The sequence below is a fragment of the Curtobacterium phoenicis genome (assembly GCF_047238015.1).
Classification (GTDB): domain Bacteria; phylum Actinomycetota; class Actinomycetes; order Actinomycetales; family Microbacteriaceae; genus Curtobacterium.
Window position 1 is genome coordinate 1,738,464 of record NZ_JBDFLZ010000002.1, and the last position, 20,755, is coordinate 1,759,218.

At 74.1% G+C, this 20,755-nt stretch carries 24 protein-coding genes and 1 riboswitch; of the genes, 13 read left to right on the plus strand and 11 right to left on the minus strand.

From position 1 onward, the window contains the following. Positions 1 to 35: 35 nt before the first annotated feature. A complete protein-coding gene (locus ABC270_RS08510; protein ID WP_290132156.1) occupies positions 36 to 221 on the plus strand; it encodes a hypothetical protein in 186 nt (61 codons plus the stop codon). 91 nt (positions 222 to 312) lie between these two features. Here the strand turns inward: ABC270_RS08510 and ABC270_RS08515 are convergent, their stop codons facing one another. Together ABC270_RS08515 and ABC270_RS08520 are read right to left on the minus strand one after the other, a co-directional pair. Further along, the gene (locus ABC270_RS08515; RefSeq protein WP_412880385.1) at positions 313 to 1,341 is read right to left on the minus strand and encodes an NADPH:quinone reductase; all 1,029 of its coding nucleotides are present in this window, start codon (positions 1,339 to 1,341) and stop codon (positions 313 to 315) included. A gap of 67 nt (positions 1,342 to 1,408) precedes the next feature. Continuing rightward, positions 1,409 to 1,777 carry a winged helix-turn-helix transcriptional regulator gene (locus ABC270_RS08520; protein ID WP_412880386.1) on the minus strand — a complete coding sequence of 123 codons (369 nt, stop codon included), beginning with the start codon at positions 1,775 to 1,777 and terminating at the stop codon, positions 1,409 to 1,411. Between the two features lie 99 nt (positions 1,778 to 1,876). Between ABC270_RS08520 and ABC270_RS08525 the strand changes: the two genes are divergently transcribed. After that, positions 1,877 to 2,524 (plus strand): NAD(P)-dependent oxidoreductase, encoded by a 648-nt coding sequence (locus ABC270_RS08525; protein WP_412880387.1) that lies wholly within the window; start codon positions 1,877 to 1,879, stop codon positions 2,522 to 2,524. A gap of 161 nt (positions 2,525 to 2,685) precedes the next feature. Here the strand turns inward: ABC270_RS08525 and ABC270_RS08530 are convergent, their stop codons facing one another. Continuing rightward, positions 2,686 to 4,011, minus strand: a complete 1,326-nt coding sequence (locus ABC270_RS08530) for an MFS transporter (protein WP_412880388.1) — start codon at positions 4,009 to 4,011, stop codon at positions 2,686 to 2,688. Positions 4,012 to 4,132: 121 nt separating this feature from the next. Between ABC270_RS08530 and ABC270_RS08535 the strand changes: the two genes are divergently transcribed. Further along, positions 4,133 to 4,990: a LysR substrate-binding domain-containing protein gene (locus ABC270_RS08535; RefSeq protein ID WP_412882060.1), complete on the plus strand. Its 858-nt coding sequence runs from the start codon at positions 4,133 to 4,135 to the stop codon at positions 4,988 to 4,990. A gap of 128 nt (positions 4,991 to 5,118) precedes the next feature. Here ABC270_RS08535 and ABC270_RS08540 read toward each other — a convergent pair whose 3' ends face one another. Next, positions 5,119 to 6,408 carry a hypothetical protein gene (locus ABC270_RS08540; RefSeq protein ID WP_412880389.1) on the minus strand — a complete coding sequence of 430 codons (1,290 nt, stop codon included), beginning with the start codon at positions 6,406 to 6,408 and terminating at the stop codon, positions 5,119 to 5,121. Between the two features lie 124 nt (positions 6,409 to 6,532). Here ABC270_RS08540 and ABC270_RS08545 point away from each other — a divergent pair, with 124 nt between their 5' ends. Continuing rightward, complete coding sequence (locus tag ABC270_RS08545; RefSeq protein ID WP_412880390.1) at positions 6,533 to 7,513, plus strand: aldo/keto reductase; 981 nt, start codon at positions 6,533 to 6,535, stop codon at positions 7,511 to 7,513. A 72-nt stretch (positions 7,514 to 7,585) separates the two neighbouring features. Here the strand turns inward: ABC270_RS08545 and ABC270_RS08550 are convergent, their stop codons facing one another. After that, positions 7,586 to 8,233, minus strand: coding sequence for an NADPH-dependent F420 reductase (locus tag ABC270_RS08550; protein WP_412880391.1), 648 nt, complete (start codon positions 8,231 to 8,233; stop codon positions 7,586 to 7,588). 89 nt (positions 8,234 to 8,322) lie between these two features. On the opposite strand from ABC270_RS08550, the gene ABC270_RS08555 reads away from it, so the two are divergent. From ABC270_RS08555 to ABC270_RS08570, 4 genes are all read left to right on the plus strand, one after another. Further along, positions 8,323 to 8,619: a GNAT family N-acetyltransferase gene (locus ABC270_RS08555; protein WP_412880392.1), complete on the plus strand. Its 297-nt coding sequence runs from the start codon at positions 8,323 to 8,325 to the stop codon at positions 8,617 to 8,619. 34 nt (positions 8,620 to 8,653) lie between these two features. Further along, positions 8,654 to 9,115: a VOC family protein gene (locus ABC270_RS08560; protein ID WP_412880393.1), complete on the plus strand. Its 462-nt coding sequence runs from the start codon at positions 8,654 to 8,656 to the stop codon at positions 9,113 to 9,115. Positions 9,116 to 9,249: 134 nt separating this feature from the next. Beyond that, positions 9,250 to 9,723, plus strand: a complete 474-nt coding sequence (locus ABC270_RS08565) for a MarR family winged helix-turn-helix transcriptional regulator (protein WP_412880394.1) — start codon at positions 9,250 to 9,252, stop codon at positions 9,721 to 9,723. Next, positions 9,720 to 10,223 (plus strand): metallophosphoesterase family protein, encoded by a 504-nt coding sequence (locus ABC270_RS08570; protein ID WP_412880395.1) that lies wholly within the window; start codon positions 9,720 to 9,722, stop codon positions 10,221 to 10,223. Before ABC270_RS08565 ends, ABC270_RS08570 begins: the two co-directional genes overlap by 4 nt. A gap of 40 nt (positions 10,224 to 10,263) precedes the next feature. Here the strand turns inward: ABC270_RS08570 and ABC270_RS08575 are convergent, their stop codons facing one another. From ABC270_RS08575 to thiM, 3 genes are all read right to left on the minus strand, one after another. After that, entirely contained in the window at positions 10,264 to 11,754 is a 1,491-nt protein-coding gene (locus ABC270_RS08575) for a bifunctional hydroxymethylpyrimidine kinase/phosphomethylpyrimidine kinase (RefSeq protein ID WP_412880396.1), read from the minus strand. Further along, entirely contained in the window at positions 11,751 to 12,467 is a 717-nt protein-coding gene (gene thiE / locus ABC270_RS08580) for a thiamine phosphate synthase (protein WP_412880397.1), read from the minus strand. The genes ABC270_RS08575 and thiE overlap by 4 nt, the downstream gene beginning before the upstream one ends. After that, positions 12,464 to 13,357, minus strand: coding sequence for a hydroxyethylthiazole kinase (thiM, locus tag ABC270_RS08585; RefSeq protein WP_412880398.1), 894 nt, complete (start codon positions 13,355 to 13,357; stop codon positions 12,464 to 12,466). The genes thiE and thiM overlap by 4 nt, the downstream gene beginning before the upstream one ends. After that, a riboswitch (TPP riboswitch) is annotated at positions 13,346 to 13,440 on the minus strand. (Overlaps the previous gene by 12 nt.) A gap of 68 nt (positions 13,441 to 13,508) precedes the next feature. Between thiM and ABC270_RS08590 the strand changes: the two genes are divergently transcribed. After that, positions 13,509 to 14,453 carry an NUDIX domain-containing protein gene (locus tag ABC270_RS08590; protein WP_412880399.1) on the plus strand — a complete coding sequence of 315 codons (945 nt, stop codon included), beginning with the start codon at positions 13,509 to 13,511 and terminating at the stop codon, positions 14,451 to 14,453. 579 nt (positions 14,454 to 15,032) lie between these two features. Here the strand turns inward: ABC270_RS08590 and ABC270_RS08595 are convergent. Beyond that, a complete protein-coding gene (locus tag ABC270_RS08595) occupies positions 15,033 to 16,328 on the minus strand; it encodes an MFS transporter (protein ID WP_412880400.1) in 1,296 nt (431 codons plus the stop codon). Further along, positions 16,325 to 16,966 carry a GntR family transcriptional regulator gene (locus ABC270_RS08600; protein WP_412880401.1) on the minus strand — a complete coding sequence of 214 codons (642 nt, stop codon included), beginning with the start codon at positions 16,964 to 16,966 and terminating at the stop codon, positions 16,325 to 16,327. The genes ABC270_RS08595 and ABC270_RS08600 overlap by 4 nt, the downstream gene beginning before the upstream one ends. 151 nt (positions 16,967 to 17,117) lie before the next feature. Between ABC270_RS08600 and ABC270_RS08605 the strand changes: the two genes are divergently transcribed. The 3 genes from ABC270_RS08605 to ABC270_RS08615 all read left to right on the plus strand — a co-directional run bounded on the left by ABC270_RS08605 (position 17,118) and on the right by ABC270_RS08615 (position 20,016). Further along, positions 17,118 to 17,858: a phosphotransferase enzyme family protein gene (locus ABC270_RS08605; RefSeq protein WP_412880402.1), complete on the plus strand. Its 741-nt coding sequence runs from the start codon at positions 17,118 to 17,120 to the stop codon at positions 17,856 to 17,858. A 28-nt stretch (positions 17,859 to 17,886) separates the two neighbouring features. Continuing rightward, positions 17,887 to 18,963, plus strand: coding sequence for a winged helix DNA-binding domain-containing protein (locus ABC270_RS08610; RefSeq protein WP_412880403.1), 1,077 nt, complete (start codon positions 17,887 to 17,889; stop codon positions 18,961 to 18,963). Between the two features lie 96 nt (positions 18,964 to 19,059). Continuing rightward, on the plus strand, positions 19,060 to 20,016 hold the full coding sequence (locus tag ABC270_RS08615) for a J domain-containing protein (RefSeq protein WP_412880404.1): 957 nt from the start codon (positions 19,060 to 19,062) through the stop codon (positions 20,014 to 20,016). 13 nt (positions 20,017 to 20,029) lie between these two features. Here the strand turns inward: ABC270_RS08615 and ABC270_RS08620 are convergent, their stop codons facing one another. Next, on the minus strand, positions 20,030 to 20,392 hold the full coding sequence (locus tag ABC270_RS08620) for an RNA-binding S4 domain-containing protein (protein WP_412880405.1): 363 nt from the start codon (positions 20,390 to 20,392) through the stop codon (positions 20,030 to 20,032). Positions 20,393 to 20,434: 42 nt separating this feature from the next. Between ABC270_RS08620 and ABC270_RS08625 the strand changes: the two genes are divergently transcribed. Continuing rightward, entirely contained in the window at positions 20,435 to 20,680 is a 246-nt protein-coding gene (locus ABC270_RS08625) for a hypothetical protein (RefSeq protein WP_412880406.1), read from the plus strand. Positions 20,681 to 20,755 lie beyond the last annotated feature (75 nt).

Below are 20,755 nucleotides of genomic sequence, written 5' to 3' on the forward strand. Positions count from 1 at the left end.
CACGATTTGTCGGACGCTCGACGTACGATCCCCGCATGACCATCGTGACCCCCGAACCGAAGCCCTTCGGTCGGTCCCGGGTGTACACCCCCAACTGGACCGACGACACCACCGACGCCGACTACGAGGACCGCGCCGTCATCGCCGCGAACATCGAGCGCGAGCGGGTCGCTGCCCGCCGGCGCTTCGAGGCTCGGCTCGCCGCAGCGCTCGCCCGCTGACCGCTGGACGACCACCGACCGACGAACGGAGCGCTGCACCCATCCGGACCACGGTGGGTGCAGCGCTCCGTTCGCGGTGCAGATCCGGGGCTCACTCCCCGCTGACGTCGATGAGCACCTTGCCGACGGCGTCGCCCTCGACCGCGTCGTGCGCTGCCGCCGTCTGCTCGAGCGAGAAGCGGGTCAGCGGAAGGCCGGCGTCCTCGCCCACCGGCAGGGCTCCGTCTCGGAGTGCCGCGGTCACGTCCTCGGCCGCCGCGGCGAGGGCTTCGTCGCCGATCGTGTAGAGCAGCACGAACTGGTAGCGCGCGTTGACGCTCATGTTCGGGCGGATCGGCAGCGTCGCGTCGTCGCCGCCGTTGTTCGCGTAGATGGACACGACGCCGTGGTTCGCGAGGACCTCGGCGACGAGCCGGGCGTTCTGCGGGATCGACACCTCGACGACGATGTCGACGCCGTCGGGAGCGATCCGCCGGATCTGGTCGGCAGCGTCGTCGTCGCGGTAGTTCACCGTGTGGTGCGCGCCCGCCGCGGTCGCCAGGGCGGCCTTCTCGTCGGAGCTGATCGTCGACACGACCGTCGCGCCGGCCCACCGCGCGAGCTGGATGGCGGCGTGCCCGACCGCTCCGGCGCCGCCCGCCACCAGGACGGTCCTGCCGTCCAGCGCCCCGGGAGCGAGTCGGTCCGGACCGTGCTCGTGCGTGGTGAGGGCGCGGTGCGCGGTCATCGCCGGGACGCCGAGCGAAGCGCCGACGTCGTGGCCGGTGCCGTCGGGCAGCGGCACGGCTCGCTCGGCGGGGACGACGGTGTACTCCTGCGCGGTGCCGGTCGGGCGACCGGAGGCGGCCATGAACAGCCAGACGCGGTCGCCGACCGCCAGGTGGCCGACGCCCTCGCCGACCGCGTCGACGACGCCCGATCCGTCCTGGTTCGGCGTGATCTCGGGGAACGGCAGACCGTCGCCGTAGGTGCCGCCGGCGCGGGCCTTCCAGTCGGTCGGGTTGACCCCGGAGACGACGACGCGGACGCGGACCTCGCCGGGGCCGGGCTCCGGGAGCGGGCGCTCCTCGAGGGTCAGGACGGACGAGTCACCGGGCTTCGAGTAGACGACTGATCGCATGCCCCCAGGCAACCACCGACGACCGCCGACGATTCCAGCGCGGTTCCAGACGCGGCTGCCGAGGTGGTCAGCGCTGTCGGGCGTCGTACGTCTCGCGCGAGCCCGCGACCTCGTCCATGTGCTCGGTCGCCCAGCGTTCGAGCGGCTCGAGCACGGCGCGGAGGGACCGGCCCCGCTCCGTGAGTTCGTACTCGACCCGCGGCGGGATCTCGGGGAAGACGGTCCGGGTGACGAGCCCGTCCCGCTCGAGGGCGCGGAGCGTCTGCGTGAGCATCTTCTGCGAGACGCCCTGGACCCGGTTCGCGACGGCCGAGTACCGCTGGGGACCGTCGACGAGCGAGCCGATCGTCAGGACGCTCCACCGGTCGCCGATGCGGTCGAGGAGCTGCCGCGACGGACAGTCCGCCGCGTAGGGGGTGTACTCGAGAGCGGACACGCTGGCCTCCCTTACGCACTGCGAGGTGCCTACTTACCGATGGAGAGTAACACCCGTACAGTGAGTCATGAAGGGCAACCGCTCCACGAAAGGACCGCCATGACCAGCATCGTCGTCTTCGGAGGCACCGGGTACGCCGGCTCCGCCATCACCCGCGAGGCGCTCTCGCGCGGCATCACCGTCACCGCCGTCGCGCGCGACACCTCGAAGCTCGAGCCGGCGGACGGCCTCACCCTCGCGCAGGGCGACGCGTTCGACGAGGGCTTCGTCGCCGAGGTCACGAAGGGTGCTGACGTGGTCGTCGTCGCGCTCCACGCCGTCCAGGCCGACGGCTCGGAGCTGAAGGACCGCTTCCAGCACTTCGTCGACGCTGCCGCTGCGGCCGGTGCTCGACTCGGGATCGTCGGCGGCGCCGGATCGCTGTTCGTCGCGGAGGGCGGCCCGCGCCTCTTCGACACCCCGGAGTTCCCGGACGCCTTCAAGGGGGAGGCCAAGAGCCACGCCGCGATCCTCGACGCGCTCAAGGCGTCGGACACCGAGGTCGACTGGTTCTACGTGAGCCCGGCGGCGGCCTTCGGCAGCTACAACCCGGGCGAGCGGAAGGGCACCTACCGCACCACCGACGACGTGCTCCTCACCGACGCCGACGGCAACTCGGACATCTCCGGCGAGGACTTCGCCATCGCGTTCGTCGACGAGATCGTCACGCCGGCGCACCACCGGGCGCGCTTCGGCGTCGCGTACTAGACGCGACCCGGTACCGGACTGGAGGCCCGCGGCGACCCGCCACGGGCCTCCAGTCCGTCCCGCACCACGAAAGCGACATCGAACCAGGTCTCGGGCCCGGTTCGATGTCGCTTTCGTGGTTCGTCTCGCGCCGCGGCCGCGGACGCAACCACGCGCGCGCGTCAGCGCTGCCCGACGATCGCGGGCATCGGCACGTGGTGCCGCATCCGCACAGCGAGGTGCAGCCCACCGCGCCGGGCGAGCACGAGCCCCACGACGGCGGCTGCCACCGCCGGGACGCCTCCGGCGACGACCATCCCGACGTGCGCGCCGAAGTGATCGACGACCTGGCCCGTGATCGGGCCGCCGATCGCCTGGCCGCCGAGCAGCACGAGGACGTAGAGCGACATCACTCGACCGCGGATCGCGACGTTCGACGACAGCTGCACGAGCGAGTTCGACGCCGTCATGAACAGCAGCTGGCTCATCCCGACCGCGACGAGTGCGACGGTGAACGGCGCGATGACCGGGACGGCCCCGGTGGCGACGAGCAGCACGCCGGTCCAGAACACGCCCCCGACGATCGTGCGGAGCCGGACCGTGGCGCGTCGGGTGGAGAGCAGCGCCCCGGCGAGTGCGCCGATCGCGACGGCGGAGTTGAACACGCCGTAGCCACCGGCGCCGACGTCGTACACCTCGGACGCGAAGGCCGACAGGAGCACCGGCATCGTCAGGGCGAACACCGAGAAGAACGCCATGAGCACCACCGGCACGAGGATCGTCGGCTTGTGCAGGGCGTAGCGGAGACCCTCGACGAGCTGCCCCTTGGTGCGCGGAGCCGGTGGGGTGCGGTGCAGCTCGGACACCCGGAGGAAGCCGAGCGTCACGACGACCCCGGCGCACGCGATGGCGTTCACCCCGAACGACCAGCCCGCGCCGACCGCCACCAGGAGCGCACCGGAGAGCGCGGGGCCGATCATGCCGCCGAGCTGGAACACGCTCGAGTTGACGCTGATCGCGTTCCGCAGGTGCTGGTGCCCGACGATCTCGGTGACGAACACCTGTCGCGCCGGGTTGTCGATCACCGTCACCATGCCGACGAGGAACGCGATCGCCCAGATGTGCCATGCCTGCACGACGCCGGTCAGGGTGAGCACCGCGAGCACGAGCGACAGGGCGGCGAACGCGCCCTGCGTGAGCATCATGAGCGCGCGCTTCGAGAACCGGTCGACGATGACCCCGCCGAACAGGCCGAAGAACAGCATGGGGGCGAACTGGCACGCCACCGTGATGCCGACCTGCGCAACCGACCCGGTGAGCTGCAGGACGAGCCAGTCCTGCGCGATCCGCTGCATCCACCCGGCGGTCATCGCCACGAGGTTCGTCGCGGTGAAGATCCGGAAGTTCGGCACCGAGAGGGCGATGAGGGTGTGCCGCCACGGCGGGCGCTCGGTGACGACGGGGAGGGGTTCGGTGGGCGGGGGGAGGGTCGTCGATGACGCACTCACGGCTGGGGTCTCCGGACGTCGGGGGCGGAACGGTACCCATGCGAAACTACTTGTCCGCTGCCCATTCGATCCCGGTATGGTCGTGATCACTCCATTGCGATGACGAATGAGGGAGTCCATCGTGCTCGACCCGGTGCTGCTGCGGACGTTCCTCGCGGTCGCGGAGACCCGGAGCTTCACGGCTGCCGGCGTGCGCCTCGGCATCAGCCAGCCCACGGTCTCGCAGCACGTGCGCCGACTCGAGGGTGCGGTCGCCAGGACCCTCGTCGCGCGGGACACCCGGGGCGTCACGCTCACCGACAACGGGGACGCGATGGCCGGGTTCGCCCGGACGATCCTCGCGGCGCACGCGACCGCGGACGCGTACTTCTCCGGGGCGGCGACCCGTGGTCGGCTCCGGTTCGGCGCGGCGGACGACCTCGCGATCACGCAGCTCCCGCGGATCTTGCGGGACTTCCGACGACTCCACCCGCACGTGAACCTCGAGCTCACGGTGAACCAGTCCGCGCCGCTGCTCCGTCGCGTGCACGCGGGCCAGCTCGACCTCGTGTTCATCAAGCAGACCGCGGGGGAGTCGGCCGAGGGAACCCGGGTCGCGACGGACCAGATGGTGTGGATGGCGCAGGACGGCATCGCGCTCGAGGACGGCGAGCCCGTGCCGCTCATCGTCTACCAGGCGCCGAGCATCAGCCGGCAGATGGCGATCGACGCTCTCGAGGCTGCGGGCCGCACGTGGCGGATCACCTGCAACACTCGCGACGTGAACGGGGTGCTCGCGGCGGTCCGGGCGGGGATCGGGGTGGCGGTGTTCCCGCACTCGCTCATCCCGGCCGACCTCGTGAAGGTGTCGCAGCGGCTGGCGCTCCCCGACCTCCCCGCGGTGGACTACGTCCTCATCGCGAACCCGACGACGCAGCACGAACCGGTCGACGCCCTGACGAACGCGATCCTGTCCCGGGGCGTGATCCGAGCGGTCTGAACGCCCGACCGCGCCAGACCGGCCGCGAGCGACCCGGCCGCGAGCGACCCGACCGCGAGCGACCCGGCCGCGCGGGACCCGACCGCGCGACGCGCCCACGCGGGATGCCACCGCGCGCGACGCGGCCGCTACGGCGCGAGCGTCGGGACGGTGCCGGTCCCCGTGAGGTCGGGGAGCGTCACCCCGGCCGCCGGCAGCAGCGCTGACGCCACCGCCCACAGCAGCACCAGGGTCCCGACGCCGCCGAGCACGGCTCCGAGCACCGCGACCGAGCGCTGCCACGTCGCGGACCGGTCGCGGAGCACGGCCACCGACAGCAGGAGCGCGAGCACACCGAGCACGAGGCCGACCCCGTGCACGGCGCCGGGCGCGGTGAACCACCACGCCGCCAGGCCGAGGGTCGCGATGCCGGCGACGGCACCGAGGGCCGCGCCGGGCGTCGCCCCGATGCGGCGCGCAGCGGGCCGGTCGCCTGCCGTCGCGTCCGTCGTCGCTCCCGTGGCCGGTTCCGTGCGGGCTCCGCCGACCTGGAGGAGCGGCTCGGTCGGGGCGGGTTCGCGCACCACGGGCGCGGCGACGGTGGGGGAGGCGTCCCGCGTCCGCGCGTCGGCTGCGGTCGACCCCGCCGCCGCAGGCACGGATCCGGACGGCGACGGCGCGGACGGCGACGGTGCGACCGGTGCGTGCGCGGCCGGCGTGGGGGCTGCGACGGCCTGGCGCTGCGCGAAGCGTGCCGGGGTGCGGTACCCGACGGGGCCGATCGGGGCCGGCTCGCTGCCCGCCACGACGACGTGTTCCAGCCCGGGCACCGAGAACCGCGGTTGTCCGACCACCGGGACCGCCGGTGCCGGTGGCGCCGCGGGCGCTGCGGCCGCGGGCGGCGTGAGCGGGGCGGCGTCGACCGGCGACACGGGGGCGGTCGTCGGGCGCACGAGCTGGTCGAAGGGGAGGGTGTGCACCGCGGGGGACGTCGGCGCCGGCGGCAGGAGGTCCTCGTCCGGCGGGAAGTCCGGCACGACGACGGCGGCGAGCGGAGATCCCGAGGAGTCGGGGTGCGCAGCCGGCGCGTCGACAGCGGCGACGTGGTCCGGCCGGGCGTCCGTGGCTGCCGGCACGCTCTTCCCGAGGACGTGCGTGTCCTGCCCGAGGGCGGTCGTGCCCGGCGCGGTGACCGGCGTGCCGGGCGCGGCGACCGGCGTGCCCGGCGCGATGACGGTCGCGCCCGGCGCTGCCGCAGCGGCGGCGGGTGCGGCCGCGACGCTGCCCGGCGCGGCCTCCGCGACGACCGCGGCCGTGGACGCGGCCACCCGCTCGGCATCGGCCGACGTGGCGGAGGCGGGGCGTGCCTCCAGGGCGTCCTCCGGTTGCGCGGTGACCCAGGCGGGGACCGGCCGCCGTGGCCGGTCCGAATCCGGCATGCGATGCGACGCCACTGCTGCTCCCTCCGCTGGTCTGATCCATCGTCAGTTGTATCGGGACCCTCCCGGCCGAGCGCATCCCCAGTTCGGGGCCGCGGACGGGAGCGGTCGGTACGGTCGGGGCATGACCGGAATCGAACACCGTCCGCTCGGGCCCTCTGGGCTCGTCGTGTCCACCGTCGGCCTCGGCTGCAACAACTTCGGGCGGCCGGGCACCGCCTCCGAGTCGCAGGAGGGGACGGACGCCGTGGTCGGTGCCGCCCTGGACGCGGGGATCACCCTCTTCGACACCGCCGACGTCTACGGCGGACGGCCCGGCCTCAGCGAGGAGATGCTCGGGAAGGCCGTCGCCGGGCGCCGCGACGAGATCGTGCTCGCGACGAAGTTCGGCCTCGACATGCAGGGCGCGAACGGGCCGGACTGGGGCGTGCGCGGCTCCCGGCGGTACGTGCGGCTCGCGGTGGAGTCGTCGCTCCGGCGCCTCGGGACGGACTGGATCGACCTCTACCAGATGCACCGCCCGGACCCGGTGACCCCGATCGAGGAGACGCTCTCCGTCCTCGACGACCTCGTCCGCGAGGGCAAGATCCGCTACGTCGGCCACTCGAACTTCGCGGGGTGGCAGATCGCCGAGGCCGAGCTCACCGCATCGATCGCCGGCACGACGCCGTTCGTGTCCGCGCAGAACGAGTACAGCCCGCTCGCCCGTGCCGTCGAGGACGAGGTGCTGCCGGCGGTCCGGGCCTACGCGCTCGGGTTCCTGCCGTACTTCCCGCTGTACAACGGCCTGCTCACCGGCAAGTACACGAAGGCGGGCGGCCCTGCGGACGGGCGCCTCAGCACCGCGAAGCCGCAGCTGCTCGCGGACGCGCCGTGGGACGTGCTCGACGAGTTCCAGCGGTTCTGCGACGCGCGCGGCGTCACGATGCTGCAGGGCACCTTCGCGTGGCTCCTCGCGCAGCCGGGCCTGTCGAGCGTGATCGCCGGTGCCACGAAGCCGGAGCAGATCACGCAGAACGCGGAGGCCGGGACGGCGTGGTCGCCCTCCGAGGACGACGTGGCCGAGATGACGGTGATCTTCGACGGCGCGTCGCCGCGTCCGTGACGCGAGCGGACGACGGACCGGAGGCTCGGTGCCAGCTGGCACCGAGCCTCCGGTCCGTCAGGTGGCGACCGCCTACATGTCGCGGTAGCGCTTCGCGGACGCGAGCGCCTCGCGGAGCTCCGCCGCGGTCAGCCGCGGTCCGTAGCCGGGGGTGTCCCGCTGGATCCGCCAGCCCTCGGCGAGCGGACCGGCGTCGACGACGTCGAACCCGAACGCGTCGATGAGGTCCGTGACGGTGCGCTTGGCGTCCTCGTCGTCGCCCGCGATCACGAGTGCGCGGCGGTCGGGGGTGCCGGACGGGCTCGCGTGTCCGGTGAGGTCGGCCGCACCGATGTGGTTGAACGCCTTGACGACGTGCGACGAGGGCAGGTGCGCCTGGAGCATCTCCGCGGTCGTCGTGGTCTCGTCGTCGAGCTCGGCGATGTGCCCGTCCCGCTGCGGGTAGTAGTTGTTCGTGTCGATGACGACCTTGCCGGCGAGCGGCTCGGCGGGGATCGTCTCGATCGCGGCGAGCGGGACCGTGACGACGACGATGTCGCCGGCGGCCGCAGCCTCGTCGCGGGTGGCTGCCCTGGCCGTCGGGCCGAGCTCGTCCACGAGGTCCGTGAGGGTCTCCGGGCCGCGAGAGTTGGCGATCACCACCTCGTGGCCGTGCTGCACGGCGAGGCGTGCCAGCTGGGATCCGATGTTGCCTGCTCCAATGATGCCGATCGTGGTCATGCAGGACGCAACGCGCGGCGACGGGACGCATTCCCACGCTGGACCGCAGCAGAGCGGGCAGGACGCCGTCGGTGGAGCATGATGGCGGCATGACCGAGGAGTTCCGCCACGAGGCCGACGAGAAACGCTACGCCATGTACGTCGACGGCGAGCTCGTCAGCGTCCTCGACTACCGCGAGAACGGCGACGCGATCGCCTTCCCGCACACGTACACCGTGCCGAAGCACCGGGGACACGGCTACGCGGCGGCACTCGTCGCGCACACGATCGACGAGGTCGAGCGGACCACCGACAAGCGCGTCGTCCCGATGTGTTGGTTCGTCGGGCAGTGGTTCGACGAACACCCGGAACGAGCGGACCTCCTCAGCCGCGGCGTCGCGGACTGACCGGACCGGACGGCACCGAGAGCAGGAGCAGACCGTGACGGCGATCACCCCGTTCCTCTGGTACGACGACCAGGCCCGACAGGCGGCCGAGCTGTACGTGTCGCTGTTCCCCGACTCGCGGATCGACAGCGTCGCCGAGACCCCTGACGGCGACGCGCTCGTGGTCGAGTTCACGCTGCTCGGTCGGGGGTTCCGTGCGATGAACGGCGGCCCCGGACACCCGCACAGCGATGCGGTGTCGTTCCAGGTCGACGTCGACACGCAGGAGGAGCTCGACCGGGTGTGGGACGCGCTGCTCGCCGACGGTGGACGGCCGTCGATGTGCGGCTGGCTCTTCGACCGGTGGGGTGTGGCGTGGCAGGTCACCCCCTCGATGATGGGCGAGCTCATGACCGGCTCGGGCGACCCGTCCGCGAACGCCCGCGTGTACCAGGCCATGATGCAGATGCGGAAGCTCGACATCGCGGCGCTGCAGGCCGCGGCCGCCGGTAGCTGAGACGGCGGGGCTGCCCTCGTCCGGACCGGCGGACGGCGGGGCCTGGACGGCCGGTCAGCGACCGATCGGTATCCTCTGACCGCACGGTACCGGGACGAGCCGGTGCGAGAGGGCCTCGAGAGGCAGGAGCCACCATGGACCACCCGAGGTCCGATGTCCGGAACGCCGACGTCGGACGCGCCTACACCGAGCTCTCCCGCATCACCAGGCGGGCCAGCATCCGGGCGCGCGGGTCGGACAAGGTGCTCAGCATCGTGGACCAGTCCCTCGTGGACTTCATCGTCGAGCACCCCGGCTGCATGGCCATCGACATCGCCCGCTACCTGCGACTGAACCGGTCGACGATCTCCCGGCAGCTCTCCGGGCTCCTGGCGGCGGGCCTCGTGCGGACGACCGACGGCGGCACCGGCAACGCGAAGCCGCTCGTCGCGACCGAGGCCGGCTGCGCCGCACTCGAGCGGTCGGTCCGACTGCACCGCGACGCCCTCGAGGAACGCCTCGCCGATTGGTCCGACGACGACATCGCCCTGCTCGCCGGACTGCTCGAACGCCTCGGCACCGCCGACGAGGCGGGCCTGCCGATGCCGGCGCGCGGCGAATCGTCGTGACGACCGCGTTCGTCCTGCTGTCCGACACCCACCTCCCGAAGCGCGCGAAGGACCTCCCGGCAGGGCTCTGGGACGACATCGACGCAGCGGACCTCGTCGTGCACGCGGGGGACTGGGTGGACCTGGCGACCCTCGACGCCGTCGCCGGCCGGTCCCGACGGTTCGTCGGGGTCCGCGGCAACAACGACGGCCCCGAGTTCGACGACCGGCTCCCGCTCGTGGCCCGCTTCGCCGTCGAGGACCTCCGCTTCGCGGCCGTGCACGAGACCGGCGCCGCGACCGGTCGGGAGCGCCGCGCCGCCGCCGCGTTCCCGGACGTCGACGTGTTGGTGTTCGGCCACTCGCACATCCCCTGGGACACCGTCGCGGACACCGGACTCCGCCTGCTCAACCCCGGCTCGCCGACCGACCGCCGCCGCCAGCCGGACCACACGTGGATGCGCGGGACGGTCGACGGCCGGGAGCTGACCGTCGAGCTCGTCCGACTGCCCCCGCGCTGACGGCGCCGGGCGTCGACGGTCGCGGCCCGGCCGTCGACGGTCACACCGCCATCCGGAAGAACGCCTCCTCCCACGCGGTCGACCGACGGTGGGCACGCGCCATCCGCCCGCGTTCCTCGGGTGTCGCCGCAGCGGCCAGGCGTTCCACCTGCTCGGTGGCCTCGGCGCTCGCCGCGGCGAAGCCCGGGTCGCCGTACGCCGTGACCCAGTCCGCGTAGGGGTGGTCCGCGGGCGCGATGCCCAACCGCGTCCCGACCCAGGCGTAGACACGGAAGCAGGGCAGCACGGCGGCCGCGAGCACGGCGGTCGAGCCGGAGTCCGCCGCGTCCTGCAGGTGCGCGAGGTAGCCGGCGCACACGGGGTGCACCGGATCGTCCGCGTGCGTGTCCCCGAGACGCCGGTGGTGCAGGTCGCGTGCCTCGGCCGCGCACCCCTCGGCGGCAGTGCGCCAGAACGCTGCTGCCGGTCCGGACGACCGGTCGGCCAGGGTCGCGAGGTGACGCTGGTACGCCCGGAGGTAGTGCACGTCCTGTGCGAGGTACGCGTCGAACACGGCGGACGACAGGGTCCCGTCGGCCAGGCGACGGAGGAACGCACCGTCCAGGGTCGCCTCGCGCACGTCGGCGACGTCCTCCCACCACGTCGCGGTCCACGGGACGCGCGGCAGTGCGGCTCGCACCGCGGCACCGTGGTCGACGGGACCGTTGCCGGCGCCGACGTCGAGCGCGTCGGCGTGCTCGAGCGCGGTCGTGAGCCACCGCTTGGCCACCCCGACCGCGAGCTCCCAGTCACCGTGCCGTGCGGCGAGCGTGGCGATCGCGCTCGACAGGGAGCAGCCGGTGCCGTGGGTGTTCGCCGTCCGGACCCGCGGTCCGCGGAACACCCGCGAGCGCCCGTCCGGGCCGACGAGCACGTCGTCCGAGGTCGGGCCGTCGTCGTGGCCGCCCTTCGCGAGCACGAGCACCTCCCAGGCCCGGGCGACGAGCGCCGCGTCCCCGAGCACACCGCCACCGGGCCCGTCGCCCGCCGCGAGGTCGGGTGTGTCGCCCTCGGCGGCGGTCGCACCCGCGCCGGACGTCCGCCGTGCGAGGTCGGCGAGCACACCGAGCTCCGCCCGGTTCGGCGTGAGCAGGTCGGCGTGCGCGAAGAGCCCCGCGAGCGCGGTCTCGGCGTCGACGGAGAGCAACCGGTCGCCGCTCGTGGCCACCATCACGGGGTCCACCACGACGACCGGCGGCCGGTGCTCGGCGAGCCACGTCGTGACCGTCGACACGACCTCGGCGGTCCCGAGCATCCCGACCTTGACGGCGTCGATCGTCACGTCGTCCGACACGGCGTCGAGCTGTTCGCGCAGGAACGTCGTCGCCGGCAAGTGGACGGCGCGGACGCCGGTGGTGTTCTGCGCGACGAGCGCGGTCACGACGCCCATGCCGTAGCCGTCGTGGGCGGCGATCGCCTTGAGGTCCGCCTGGAGTCCGGCGCCGCCCGTCGGGTCGGTCCCGGCGATCGTCAGGACCCTCGGGACGGTCATCGGACACCTCCCTGGAGGCGCGGTGCAGCCGGCTGGTCCGCTGCGGTCCGCCACGCGGTCACGTATGCGGCAGCGGCCGCCCCGGGGTCGGCGGCCGCGCAGATGCCGGACACGACGGCCACCCCCGCCGCTCCGGCGGCGCGGAGCGACGGGACGTCGTCGAGGCCGACGCCGCCGATCGCGACGCACGGCAGATCGGTGGCGGCGGCGATCCGGCCGAACCCGTCGACGCCGAGCGGCGCGGGGTGGTCGGTCTTCGTCGTGGTGGGGTGCACGACGCCCACACCGAGCAGGTCGACCGTGCCGGCCGGCAGGGCACCGACGGCCGCGAGGTGCTCCGGCGTGTTCGCGGTCAGACCCACGTGCGCCGCAGGTCCGAGCAGGGCGCGTGCGACTCCCACCGGCACGTCCGACTGGCCGAGGTGGACGCCCGCGACGCGGTGTCCGGCGTGTCGTGCGGCGAGCACCACGTCGAGCCGGTCGTCGACCACCACCGTCGCCCGGTCACCCACGGCGTCGGCCACGGCGGCCGCCAGACCGAGGAGCTCCCGCGCCGACGCGTGCTTGTCCCGCACCTGCACAGTGCGGACCCCGGCGTCGACCGCGGCCCGGACGACACCCAGGACCCCGCGGCCGTGTCGACCGGCCAGCACGGTGTCCGTCACAAGGTACACCCCGAGGCCGTCCCGAGCCGTGTGAGCAGCCGGGATCACCGGACGCTCCGAGCCGGCCCGGCAGCGCTGGGGTCGGCCGCGGCCGTGCCGTCCTCGACGCGCACACGGGACCGTTCGACGACGTCCTCCGGGGTGAGGGACGCGAGCCGGTCGAGGAACAGCGGCTGGAACGTCCCCGGACCGCCGGCGTCCCGCGCGGCGAGTTCGGCTGCCACCGTGTACGCCACGGTCGCGGCCACGGCGGCGTCACCGGGGTCGACGGTCACCGACGCGAACGCGGCGACCACCGCACCGAGCGCACACCCGCCGCCCGTGATCCGGGTCAGCAGGTCGGTGCCGTTCGCCACCCGGACGGCGGTCCCGTCGGGGGTGACCACCAGGTCGACCGGACCCGACACGGCGATGGCCCCGGCGTGCCTCCCGGCCGATCCGCGGCAGGCGGCCCTCGCGTCGTCCGCGGCTGCCGTGGCGTCGGTCCCGCGGCCACCTGTCGTGCCGTCGAGCAGGGCGAGCACCTCCGAGGCGTTCCCCCGCAGGACGGTCGGCCGGAGCGCCAGCAGCGCACGCGCGAGGGCCGTCCGGACGGGGAGCGATCCGACCGCCACGGGGTCGAGCACCCAGGGCGTCCCGGTGCCGGCGGCCGCGGTCGCTGCCTCGACGGCGGCGTCCGCGGCCTCCTCGTGCGGCGTGCCGGTGTTCACGAGCAGCGCGTCGGCGACCCGGGCGAACGGGCCGGCCTCGGTGCGGACGTCGACCATGGCGGGGGAGGCCCCGACGGCGAGGAGCACGTTCGCCGTCACGTTCTGCACCACGGTGTTCGTGACGCACTGGACGAGCGGTGCCCGGGCGCGGACGGCCTCGAGCAGGTCGGCGCACCAGAGCACGAGGTCCGGCGCAGCGGTGGTGGGTACGGGCGCAGCAGTGCGCATGGACGATCCCTTCGCGAGTACGAGCTCGAGCAGGTTCGACGGGTGTGATCTCAGCCGCGGTCGCGGCACCCCGTGTCTCGATCGTCACCGTACACGACGCTCCGTGACCCGGAGCGGTCACACGGACAGGCCCGTGTGGGAAGGTGGGACGGTGCCCGAAGACCCTGGTGTGAACCGCCTCCCCGGTGCGGACGGCTCGACGCCGCCCGGGCCGCCGCCGGGCCCTCGTGACCCTGGGGACGCGTGGGCGATCGGCCCCGACGGCACCAAGGCGTGGGGTCGCTTCGGCGCAGCGGGCCTCCTCGTCGACGACGGCTCCGGTCGGGTGCTCCTGCAGCACCGCGTCGAGTGGAGCCACCACGGTGGTACCTGGGGCATCCCCGGCGGCGCCCGACACCAGGGCGAGGACGCCGTCACCGGAGCACTCCGCGAGTCCGCGGAGGAGGCGGGCGTCCCCGAGGACGGCATCGACCTCCGCCACACCGCGGTGCTCGACCTCGGGTTCTGGACCTACACGACCGTCGTGGGGCGCGCCTCCCGGCCGTTCGAGCCGGTGATCGCCGACCGCGAGAGCCTCGCGCTGTCCTGGGTCCCCGTCGACGAGGTCGGCGACCTGCCGCTCCACCCCGGCTTCGGTGCCTCGTGGCCGGCGCTCCGCGCGTCCCTCGACACCACGCCACGGGTCGTCGTCGACGCCGCGAACGTCGTCGGCAGCCGACCCGACGGTTGGTGGAAGGACCGCGCCGGCGCCGCGGCCCGCCTCGTCGACGGCGTCGCGGCGCTCGCCGCGGACGGCGTCGCCTCGGACGAGCTCGACCTCCCGTTCGCCCGCTGGTGGCCGCGATGGACTGTGGTGCTCGAAGGAGACGCCCGGGAGGCACGACCCACCCCCGACACGGCCCCCCGACCCGTCGAGGTGGTGCGCGCACCGGCGTCGGGTGACGACGCGATCGTCGGCGCGACCGAGCAGGCACTCGCGGCGGGCGACGCGCCCGTGGTCGTCGTGACGGCGGACCGGGAGCTGCGCTCCCGCGTCGCGGCGCTCGGCGCGGGTGTCCGCGGCCCGGCGTGGCTGCGGGACGCGCTGCCGCGCTGACGCACTGCGCTGACGAACCGCGTCGGTCGGTCGCGTCGGCCGGTCGCGCTGACGTGCCGTGCTGACCGGACGCACCGACCTGCGGCACTGGCCTGCCGATCCGCCCGCGGCACTGGCCTGCCGATCCGCCCGCGGCACTGGCCTGCCGATCCGCCCGCGGCACTGGCCTGCCGATCCCCCCACGGGACTGACCCGCCGCGTGTCGCCCCGGCGAAGGCTGCGCCGGCCCCTGTCGCTCCGCAGCGCGCCGCCCCATCGTGGGTCGTCGCGACGCACGGCTCGGCAGGCCGGGACGGTGCGGACGCGACTCCGCTCTGCGCCGTGGCCGATCCAGTGCACGAACCCCGGAGATCGTGCACCGGATCGGCCACTCGCGAAGAAGAGGGCATGTGTCGGCCGCGTCAGCAGCCGTCCGTGTCGCGACCCGCTGGAGGACCGCGGGGGTGTACGGGGCGGGGCAGTCCCGGTGGGCGGAGCACGGGGATCGCCCACCGGAACCGCCACCTGCGGAACGCAAGACGGCGTCCCGGTACTGCCGCGGCTGTGTCGGTGACCGACCGCCGGCGCGGGTCGGCGTGCTCAGGCCGGGACGTGCCTCCCGGACGACACCGCGATCGCGACCCACGAGACCACGCCGAGCACGACGACCACGGCGAGGACCACCGGGACGGCCACGAACCCCGCGACCGCGGCGATCACGGCGGGCACGAGGAAGCCCGCGTACGCCGCAGCGTAGAAGACCCCGGTCAACCCGGCGAGGTCGCGCGGGCCGGCGATCCGCTGGACCTCGAGCAGTGACGACACGAGCGCGAGACCGATGCCCGCGCCGATGACGACGTTCGCGCCGAGCCCGATCCAGACCGACTGCCGGACGATCGCGAGGGCGACGACCGCGATGCCGACCGTCATGAGCGCCAGGGCCACGACGAGGCCCCGCGCGGACGTCACGGAGTGCACGCGCTTCGCGACCGGCTGTACCGCGCTCGAGACGCCGAGGGCGACGACGGTCGCGGCGGTGGCGAACACGAGCCCCCACGTGCCGGTCGCGTCGGCGAGCTGCGTCGGGAGGTAGCCGTAGCCGATCGCCGCAGAGCCGAAGATCCACGGCGCCGCGACGAGCACGACGCGGGTGAAGCGACGGTGACCCGCGCTCGGGACGCGCAGCTGGCGCCACCAGGGACCGGGGAGCCCTCCGGTCGTGTTCGTCTCCGGGACGCGCCAGACGATGACGGCGAACGGCACGGCGACCGCGATGTGCACGAGGAACGGCAGGACCTCCGGGATCGGACCCCACTGGGCGATGACCCCGGCGACGAGCGCTCCGGACGCGGACCCCAGGGTGAACGCGAGCGAGGCGCGTCGGGCTCCGGCGCCGGCGTCCGCGCGGGTGTCGAAGCGGCCCTGCGAGAGCTCCTTCACCCAGCTGTTGCCGACCGCCATCGCGATGCCGACCGTGACGCCGGAGAAGAGCCTCCCGGCGGCGAGGAACGCGGGACCGAACGGCCCGAGTGCCAGGAGTCCGCTCCCGAAGACGGCGGTGCCGATGCCCACGAGCAGGAGCGGACGGCGGCCGTGCCGGTCGGACAGCGATCCCGCGACGAGCAGCGCCGGGGCGAGCCCGAGGACGTAGACGCCGAGGAACACGTTCACGAGCACGGACGAGTAGTGCTGCCGCTGCTCGTACATGAGCAGCAGCGGCGAGAACTGGTTGCCGCCCCAGGAACACACGAACACGGCACCCCAGGCGGCGACCCACGGCAGGACGCGACTGCGCTCCCGCGGCTGGGCGACCGACCCGGTGGTCGGCGCGCTGCGGGCGGTGGGCACGCTGCCGGTGGTGGGCACGCTGCCGGTGGTCGCGTCGGCCGTGCTCACAGGGCGCCCCGGTGTGACGCGACGTGGGCGCTCAGGACCTCGGCGTACCCGGTGGCGTCGCCGGCGCCGAGCGCGGCGGCGAGGGCGCGGTGGTCGTCGAGCGACGCCTGCAGCTGTTCGGGCCGGAGCCGCATGAGGTGGTGCCGGAGCCGCTGTTGGCGGTCGCGCAGGGTCCGCGCGAACATGATCGCGATCCCGTTCCGCGAGGCCTCGATGACCGCCCCGTGGAACTCGGCGTCCACCTCGACGAAGTGGTCCACGTCACCGGCGGCGACCGCGTCCTCCTGCTCGGCGAGCATCGACCGCAGCCTCGGCAGGACCTCCGCCGCACGACCGTCGGTGACGACCCGGGTCGCGGCGGTCGACTCGATCGCCTCCCGCATCTCGAGCACGTCGACCGCCTCGTTCGGGGACATCGGGCGCACGACGGCACCCTTCCGGGACTCGAGGGTGATGAGGCCCTCGGCGGCGAGGCGCAGGAACGCCTCGTGCACCGGTGTCCGCGACACGCCGATCTCCTGGCAGAGCGCGTTCTCACTGATCGCGGCCCCGCCGGGGAGGTCGCCGCGGATGACGGCGCGCTTGACGTGGTCGTAGGCGCGGTCGGACGCGGCCGCGGTGCTGATCGGAGACGTCACGGTCACTCAGACTACGCCTTGCATGCAACGCTGCACGCATTTCGAGCGGATGACGGTCCCGTGACGGCCCGACATCGATTGCGGCGCGCCTCGGACTCCGCCGATACGCTGGCCCCGACGTCAACGACGACGTCCGACAGGAGGTTCCCTGATGGAACGCATCACCAGGGCAGACGACCGGGTCCACCGCCCGGCGGGCCCGTGGACGCCCACCGTCCACCGGCTGCTCGAACACGTGCACGGGCACGGGTTCGTGGGTGTGCCGGAGCCGATCTCCCTCGGGGACGCCCTCGAGACGGTGTCGTTCGTCCCGGGCACCGCGGGGGACTACCCCTGGACCCAGGACATTGCGAGCGAGGCCGCGCTCGTCACCACGGCCCGCATGCTCCGGCACTACCACGACGCCGCGGCCGACTTCCCCCGCAGCGACGCCGACGTGTGGTCCCAGGCGGAGCGCGCCCCCGTCGAGACGATCGTGCACGGTGACTTCGCGCCCTACAACTGCGTCTACGACGGCATCGCGGCCGTCGGCATCATCGACTTCGACACGGCGCACCCCGGCCCTCGGGTCTGGGACGTCGCGAGTGCCGTGTACCGCTTCGCGCCGTTCACGACCGGGATCGTCGAGGGAGGCACGGCGTCGCTCGACCTCCGGCTCGGGAGGGCCGCCGAGTTCTGCCGGGCGTACGGCCTCGACGCGCGTTCACGGTCGGTCCTCGTCGACACCATGGTGTCCTCGCTCGTGGCACTCGTGACCACCATCGAGACCGAGGCCGCGGCCGGCGACCCGAAGTTCGTCAGCGACCTGGCGCACGGGCACGTCGAGCTCTACCGCGCCGACGTGGCGTTCATCGAGGAGCACGCGGAAGTGATCGCCGCCGCGGTCGCCTGACCACGGAGAAGCGCTGCCGCTCGTGTCCGTGACGCCGACCCCTGCGCGACTCCGGGCCGAACGTCTGGCCGCGCAGGGCATCGGCGTCCCCGGCAGGACGCCGACGGCCGCGGTCGCACGCATGACGGCCGTGCAGGGGCAGGACCTCGGTCAGGTGCTCTGGGCGATCGGGGTCCGCGCACCGGGGAGCACCCGCGAGGACGTCCGGGCCGCCTTCGACCGCGGCGAGCTCGTCCGGGGTTGGCCGATGCGCGGCACCCTGCACGCCCTCCGCCCGGAAGACCTCCGGCTGATCGCCTCGCTCACGGCCGACCGCACCGTCCGCTCGATCGTCCGCCGCGCCGCCGAGCTGGGGATCGACGAAGCACTCGTCAGCACGGCCCGGGACGCCACCGTCGGCGCACTCGGCGGTGGCCGCTCCCTCGTCCGCGACGAGCTCTTCGACCACTGGCGCGCCGTCGGCATCGACCCCGCCGGAGGCCGCGGCTACCACCTCCTGCTGCGCCTCGCCCTCGACGGACTGGTCGTCTGGGGCCCCACCGCCCGGGTCGGCCAGGGCATCGTGCTGCTCGACGAGTGGGCACCGGCGACCGAACCGGTGCCCGACCGCGACGAGGCCCTCCGTCGGGTCGTCACCGGGCACCTGCGAGGACGGGGACCGGTCACCGAGACCGACACGGCCGCGTGGACGAAGCTCCCGCTCGGGGACGTCCGCCGTGGCATCGCGGCCGCCGGGGACGCCGTCGAGCACCTCGGCGGAGGGTTCCTCGCCCTCGCCGACCGCCCGTCCGTCGGCGGTGTCCCCACCGGTCACCTGCTCCCCGGGTTCGACGAGTACCTGCTCGGCTACGCGGACCGCTCCGCACAGCTGCCCGTCGCGCACCAGGACCGCGTCGTGCCGGGCGGCAACGGCATCTTCCTGCCGATGGCCGTCGTCCGCGGCGTCGTCGTGGGGACGTGGACCCGGGCGGAGCGCTCCTCCGGCGTCCGCGTGACGGTCACCCCGTTCGCCCCGCTCGACCCTGCAGCGGTCCGCTCGCTCGAGGCCGCCGCCGACCGGTACGCTCGCTGGCTCGGCGCCCCGGTGACGTTCGCCGTCGCCTGACCCGCACCGCGCGCCCGGGTGGGCCCGCGGTCCCCAGCCAGCACGTAGCGCGTGTGCGGCTGACCCCGACGCTCCCTCGGGTAATGTCGCAGGGCCATGACCGACAGCCCGGCCGACGCCACCCCGTACGAGGTCCTCGGCGTCCCCGCCACCGCCGACGACGACGAGCTCCGCCGCGCCTACCGGAAGGCTGCCCGCGCGTCCCACCCCGACCTCGGCGGCGACCCCCAGTCCTTCCGACGCGTCCAGCTCGCCTGGGAACGCATCGGCACCCCCGCCGCCCGCCGCGCCTACGACGCCGGCTCCCGCCCGGGCTCCGCCCCGACGCACGAGGCCGGATCGGCAGCATCCGGCTCCTCGGCCTGGAGGCACGGATCGCCGCGCGACGCCTACGCACCCCCGTCGGCTCGTCGGGACTCCCGCCCCCGTGCCCGCTCCCACGGACACCCCGGCGGCCGGTCGCGCGAGGTCTTCCTGCAGGCCGAACGCGAGTGGGTCGGCCTGGGGGACCCCATCGAGGACCCGTACGACCCCGCGCTCATCCGCTCCGCACCCCGGCACATCCGACGGCTGCTCGCGGAGGCGCTCGCGGAGGAGGCGACGGCGTCGATCGTCGCGGACATGGGCATCGGCGTCACCGTCTGGCACGACCTCGACGCCGGACCCGATGGCAAGCTCGACCACGCCGTGCTCACGAGCTCCGGACTGTGGGCGCTCGAGTCCATCGACTGGGGCGGCCCCGTGCAGGTCGACGGCGGCGAGATCGTCGGCGAGACCCTCGCGCCGGGAGAGCGCCCCGTCAAGGAACTCGTCCGCGCCGCCCGTGCCGTGCAGAAGCAGACCCGCGTGCGCTTCACCGGCCGCATCCTCGTCGTGCCGGACTCCGCGGTCGACGAGGACGTCCAGCTCGTCGGCTCGCAGCGGAAGCCCACCGCGTTCGTCGTCAAGCGCAGCGCCCTGGCGTACGTGCTCTCCGGCGCCCTCTCGCCCGTCGGGTCGGTCGACGTGTTCGACGTCCGCGACCGCCTGCAGCAGACCGTCCGCTTCGTCTGAGCAGCGGCAGGCGTCAGTAGCCGCGGAGCTTCTCGAGGTCGCGGCGCTCCCGCTTGCTCGGCCGTCCGGCACCCCGGTCGCGCTGCGGCACGAACCCGGCCTCCTCGCGGGGGAGTCGCGGCGGGGTCCTGTCGTCGAAGTGCTTCGCCGCCTCGGGGGCGCTCGTCCGCTTGAGGATGATCCCGCGCACCACGACGATGCGGTCGAAGCCGTTCTGGCGCACCCGGACCTCGTCGCCGGGGCCGATCGGCTGCGCGGGCTTCGCACGCTCCCCGTTCACCCGGACGTGGCCGGCCTTGCACGCGGCCGTGGCGGCGGAGCGGGTCTTGGTGATGCGGACCGCCCAGATCCAGCTGTCGACCCGTGCCTTCTCCATCCCGACACCCTACGACGCCGCGCCCGCCCTACCCTGGGCAGCGTGACCACCGACCCCGCCGCCCTCGCACGCGCCCTCGCGCTCGGTGTGCTGCACGACGCCGAGCTCGGCGACCGGCTCGTCGTCCGCGCGCACCACGAGGACGGCGCGCGGGACGCCCTCGGCGAGCTGGTCGGGAGGACGGACACCACGGTGACGATCGACACCCGCCGCGGCGCCGTCGAGGTGGCGCTCGCCGACGTCGTGGCCGCGAAGCCCGTGCCGCCCCCGCCCGCCCGACGCCGCTGAACGCGAGCGCGCGACCGCGCGCAGCGTGTCGCTGCGGCCTGCGCCCGGCGCGCCGCACCCGACCTCCCGGGGACG